We start from the raw sequence: 5,486 nt of genomic DNA, 5'->3' as shown, positions 1-5,486 counted from the left end.
GCCATCGCAGCCACTCTTCTAAAGGAACACCAAAACCCATTTTTGGACGATCGATGAGAGATTTCGGAACATGTTTGTACAGCACTTCACGTAAAGCCCATTTACCTACACCATTGCGCAGTTTGTACTCCAACGGCAACGACCATGCGAACTCGACTACACGATGATCCAAAAATGGCACACGAGTCTCCAACGAAACCCCCATTGCCGCACGATCTACTTTGGTCAGTATATCATTAGGCAGATAGGTGAGCATATCCAACGCCATCATCGTCTCTATCGGATTAAGACCGTTAAAGAGGGAAGTTGAACCTGTTGAAAGTATTTCTGGCTCATGGGAGTTTAAAATCCAAGACTCAGGATTGCGTTCATGTGATACCATTCCCATATAAAGCTCTGAAATATTCTTACTCCCTAAAACATTCGCACCCTTATGAAGTTTATCACCGATATTGGCATAGCGAGAAGCCAAAGGGGTAAGCGACAAAACACTATTAAGCGTTTCGGTAGAAATAGCACTTATCCCCAGCCCTAGAAGCTTTCTTAGTTCCAGTGGAACTTTTGAGAGTTTGTGCCACAGTCCATCGGTCATTGTGTAACGAGAATAACCTCCGAAAAGCTCATCCCCTGCATCTCCAGACAAAGTGACTGTTACATGTTGTTTTGCCATTTTTGAGACTAAATAGGTCGGTATTTGAGACGAATCTGAAAAAGGCTCATCGTACAACTTCGGTAAGCTTGGGACAACCTCCAACGCATCCTGAGCGGTCACATAAAGCTCCGTATGTTCCGTCCCCAAATGACGGGCTACCTCTTTTGCAAATTCGGCTTCGTTGTATCCTTTTTCATGAAAACCGATCGAAAATGTCTTTACCTTATTGGCTGATTGTGCCTGCATCAGTGCGACAATAGCACTCGAATCGACTCCACCCGATAAAAATGCCCCCAGTGGTACATCCGCCATCATCTGCTGCCCTACGGCATCCATGAGCAAGCTTTCCAAGCCATTGACTGCTTCGTCTGCTGATCCCTTAAAACGATTGGTAACACCATTTTCTACCGCTTCAATCCCTGACCAATATGTTGTTAGAACGCCCTCTTTTTCACCCAATTGTACCGTCAACAAACATCCCGGCGGAAGTTTACCGATCCCTTCATAAATCGAGTAAGGGGTTGGGATGGTGTTGTAACGTAACAAGAGAGTAAGAGCATTTCGATCAACACGAGGGATAAACAGCGGATGCTGTTTAAGCGCTCGCAGTTCAGAACCGAATATCAAACTCCCATTGTGCCAACCGTAATACAATGGTTTTTCACCCATTCGGTCCCGAATCAGCGTAAGCGTCTGATTTTGGTTATCCCACACGGCGATGGCAAACATACCGATTGATTTTTTGATCGTCGCTTCGATCCCCCATGCCTCAAATCCAGCAAGCAATGTTTCCGTATCCGAATGCCCGCGCCATTCAATGGCACCCTTTTGCTTCAGCTCTGCGCGCAATTTTAGATGATTATAAATCTCACCATTAAACGCCATCTCAAAACGTCCATGTGAGGATGCCATCGGCTGATGCCCCGCAGGGGAGAGATCAACGATAGAGAGACGACGATGCCCTAACCCTATTTGCGCATTCTCATCAAACCATACTCCCATATCATCCGGTCCCCGATGGAGTATCGCACACGCCATCTTGCCCAAAATATCAGTTGCTGTCTCTTTCGTAAAACTGCTATCTAAAAATCCGACTATTCCACACATTATAAACCCTTACTTGCTAATAATTCGGTATACACCGCTTCGAACTTCTTACGCATCTGTTCCAGAGTAAACTCGTTTTGCACTCTGAGCCTTGCACGTTCACCCAATGCCGTTCTCTCATCTTCCGACATATCCAACATTTGTTTGAGTCCGACCGCTAATGCCTCATAATCATCTTTTTGTACTAAAATCCCAGTATCACCTAGCAGTACTCCAGCATCACCGACATCAGTCGAGACACACGGCAAGCCCATCGCCATCGCTTCGCCCAGTACGTTCGGAAATCCCTCGCTGCGTGAGGGCAAGCAAAAAATATCCATCGCACTCAAGACGACGGCTACGTCACGCCGCTCTCCCATCAATACAAACCGATCCGCAAATCCTATCGCATTGATCCACTGCATGAGAGCCTCATCGACAGGTTCCAGTCCTCGTCCGACCATCAAAAATCGGACATTTGAATATTCCTGTGCGATCATCCCAGCTGAGCGGACAAATACATCCTGCCCTTTCTCCTGGCTCAGCCGTCCCAATGTCCCGATAACGATATCTTCATCCTTTAAACAAACCGATGATCTTAGTTCAGATCTCTGTTGCGGTGACGATTGCAGCTGTTCTGACTCAAAACCGTTACCGATCATCACCATTTTTGGGGTATCGTAACCCAATGCGATGTGTTTGTTTCTAGAAGCTTCGGCTACACAAACAATCTTTGCAGGAATAACATACGAGAGCAGTGCCAATAGTTTACGAATCCAAGCAGTTAGTTTTGAACCGCTATCCAGCTCCGTCGTCCGAATACCCCAAATGATACACTTCACTCCCGCGATCTTCGCCACCACTCCACCGATCAAATCAGCATGATAGAGCCATGTTTGGACGATATCGGGTTGAAACTGACGGATGATACGATACAGACGAAAAATTCCGACAGGAAAAGCCAAAAAACTTCGCATGTTCAGCGCCACTACCTCAAAGCCACGGCTTTGAAGCCCCTCGCCGATCTTGCCCAAATTTTTTAATGAGATGACCAGTGTGTTACGCTGTGCATCCGGTGTTGTCAGCAGGAGTCGTTTAAGAGCTTGTTCGGCTCCGCCAACATTGAGGGAGGTGATTATGTGGATGATTTTCAAATTTTAACCTTTAATTGACGACTTTTTATTACTCGATTTTGATATACATCAACACCAATAGCAATCACATATAACACCACAAAAGGAAACCGATACCTTGCTGCTGTTCCAAAATTAACAACCACCAAGCCATAAATTATCATACTAAACATTAAAAATGAAAGCCAAAACAATGTTTTAAATTTATTGATTTTATAGCATTTCACAGTAAACCATGCTAAAAAAACAAAAACACCAATGTTCAAAAAAGATTGAACTAATTGTAAAGCATTAGCTGCTTCAAAAAAGAAAGGTTTTAATAAAAAATAAATAGAACTGGTCAGACCAAGAGTCAATAGTTCACCTGTTCCGCTCAATGAAACATAGTCTTCTGGTCTATTACCATCTTCAGCAGACATAGCCCCGCGATAAAAATCTAATGGCTCAATAACATACGGAGCCAATAAAATAAATATTGAAAGTACTACTAAAAAAAACATGCTAAAATAAAGAATAGAATGTTTGCTCTTTATAAACTTCTCTCTCATAAAAGCTATTGACATAATCCACAAAATCATCATTAATGCAAAATTTTGAAACTTTATTAATAGTAACGGCAAAAACATAATAAGTGCAAATATGTACCGTTTTTGGACAAGCAAGACCGTACCAATAATCATAAAAGTCAATATTAAGATATCTCTCAATGCCAAAGATGAATACATAATCAAATCAGGATAAAACAAAATAAAAAACAAAGGTACTCCACTCAGATATTTTTTCTTGTAAAGCCAAAGAAACAGTATTAAAAAAATAAATTTATTAATAAAAGCGACGCCTATCACATTATATACAAACGGTATCGGTATAAAAGCCATTATCCAACCAGAATAAAATACATTAGAAGACACATCTGGCGTATTACTAACGTTTCGAACAGACTGGATAACATTCAAATATTTAAATTGATCTGGCATGTATTCAGGTGGAAATAAAAAACCATTGAACCAAAAGGGTGAAGTACCTAAAAAGGCAAGATAAAGAGCTATCCATGAAGGAACAATCCTTAACCTATAGACTGTAAGTATTAATAGGATATATATCATAAACTGTGAAAAATTAATCAATAAATCCAATGTTATTCCTTAACTTTAGCTATAAACAATTGTTCATATTTATTCATTATAAAATTGATGTTATATTTTTCAGAGATATTTACTTTGATTTTCATTTCATTCCATGTCATCAGTCTAAAACGCTGAATGGCATCTGCCATCGCAACAGAATCACCATTTTTTACCAGAAGACCGTTTACTCCATTTTCTATAATCTCGCCCGTTCCTCCAGGGCAATCAAAAGCAATTACGGGTGTTCCACAAGCATTGGCTTCTAAAACGACATTTGGAAACCCCTCATATCTTGATGAGAGTACCATCAAATCGGCATTTTTCATCCACGCATAGGGATTATCCTGAAAGCCTATAAATGTTACTCTCTCTTGTAACTCTAATTTTTCGCTCAATTTCAAAAGCCTACTCTCTTCAGGCCCAATCCCCACAAATGTTAAATGATATTGATCGCCCAAAAGCTTCATCGCTTGCAATAACAAATCATAGCCTTTCTCATGGCTCAATCGCCCGACTGCGAGAAGATTGATCTTATTAGCAGGATATGAGTAACCCATTTCTCCGGAGAGGACTGTCACTCTCTCTATATCTACTGGATTATTAATGACAATCACTTTTTCATCAGGAATGCTGAAATTTTCTATCAAATCCCTGCGCATATACTGCGACTGAGCGATGATACAATCAAAACGATAATAGACATTTGTATACAACCAATCAAATATTTTCGGATATTTTTCCCGTTTATTTTGTACTGAAGGAATGCTGCCTTCTCTTGCGATCAAACGGATATTTCGAGGTAAAAATATTTTGATCAAAGCAATTAAAAGATTCAAATAGCCCAATGTTGAAAAAACAATGTCGGGCTTAACGCTCCATACCAATCGAATGATTTTGATGATAGCATACCGAGCATTCCGCGCATTCAGATCAATGATCGGTAGATCAGAAGGGAGCTTGTCCAATAATGTCCCTTCTTTTTTGATCAACGCCAAAATTGGATCAAATCTACTACGATCCAGATGATTTAGAAGAGTCATCATTACACGCTCAGCCCCTCCCCCACGCATAGAAGGAACGATAAACAGAATTTTTTGTTTCTTAACAGACATATTTTTAACTATCTCCAAAGTTACTTACTGATTGTCTTAAATATTTTGCTAACCCAAAAGGATATGACAGCAGTATAAGAAATTGAATATCAGCAGGAATATTTCGAGCAAATACGTTTTGTTTTGCTATCAGCAATTTTAGTTCCCTTTTAGTGGGTAGGTGAGTGGTTACGTTTATTTGTTTATAGTATCGAATTGTAATGATATTAGCTTGTATCCACTCTTGGACAAGTTGTTCAGTATTATCAGATGATCCGTCATCGACAATAAGCCATTCAAAATCCCGAAAGGTTTGACGGCACAAACTTTCATATGTTGCAGGAAGCGTATGTGCTCGGTTGTAGGTTGGTGTAAAAACAGTAAAGATCATATGTAT

At 40.5% G+C, this 5,486-nt stretch carries 5 protein-coding genes; all 5 read right to left on the bottom strand.

Features of this window, described 5'->3' with window-relative positions; translation table 11 throughout:
* Positions 1-1,759: asparagine synthase (glutamine-hydrolyzing) (asnB, locus tag JHC35_RS06945; RefSeq protein ID WP_295043406.1), on the bottom strand; the 1,759-nt coding region annotated here is incomplete at its 3' end.
* The gene (locus tag JHC35_RS06940) at positions 1,759-2,892 is read right to left on the bottom strand and encodes a glycosyltransferase (protein WP_295043403.1); all 1,134 of its coding nucleotides are present in this window, start codon (positions 2,890-2,892) and stop codon (positions 1,759-1,761) included. The genes JHC35_RS06940 and asnB, both read right to left, overlap by 1 nt.
* On the bottom strand, positions 2,889-4,007 hold the full coding sequence (locus JHC35_RS06935) for a hypothetical protein (protein ID WP_295043400.1): 1,119 nt from the start codon (positions 4,005-4,007) through the stop codon (positions 2,889-2,891). The genes JHC35_RS06940 and JHC35_RS06935 overlap by 4 nt, the downstream gene beginning before the upstream one ends.
* A gap of 2 nt (positions 4,008-4,009) precedes the next feature.
* Complete coding sequence (locus JHC35_RS06930; RefSeq protein ID WP_295043397.1) at positions 4,010-5,110, bottom strand: glycosyltransferase; 1,101 nt, start codon at positions 5,108-5,110, stop codon at positions 4,010-4,012.
* A gap of 4 nt (positions 5,111-5,114) precedes the next feature.
* Positions 5,115-5,486, bottom strand: a 372-nt coding sequence (locus JHC35_RS06925) for a glycosyltransferase family A protein (RefSeq protein WP_295043394.1), incomplete at its 5' end; no start/stop codon positions are given.

The organism is Sulfuricurvum sp., assembly GCF_022759005.1.
Taxonomy (GTDB): Bacteria; Campylobacterota; Campylobacteria; order Campylobacterales; family Sulfurimonadaceae; genus Sulfuricurvum.
Note: the sequence above shows the minus strand (reverse complement) of the source record. Positions and strands in the feature narration are given on the sequence as shown.

Excerpts from the sequence above, each read along its gene's own strand:
- JHC35_RS06930 (WP_295043397.1), bottom strand. The coding sequence starts at position 5,110 with ATGTCTGTTAAGAAACAAAAAATTCTGTTTATCGTTCCTTCTATGCGT.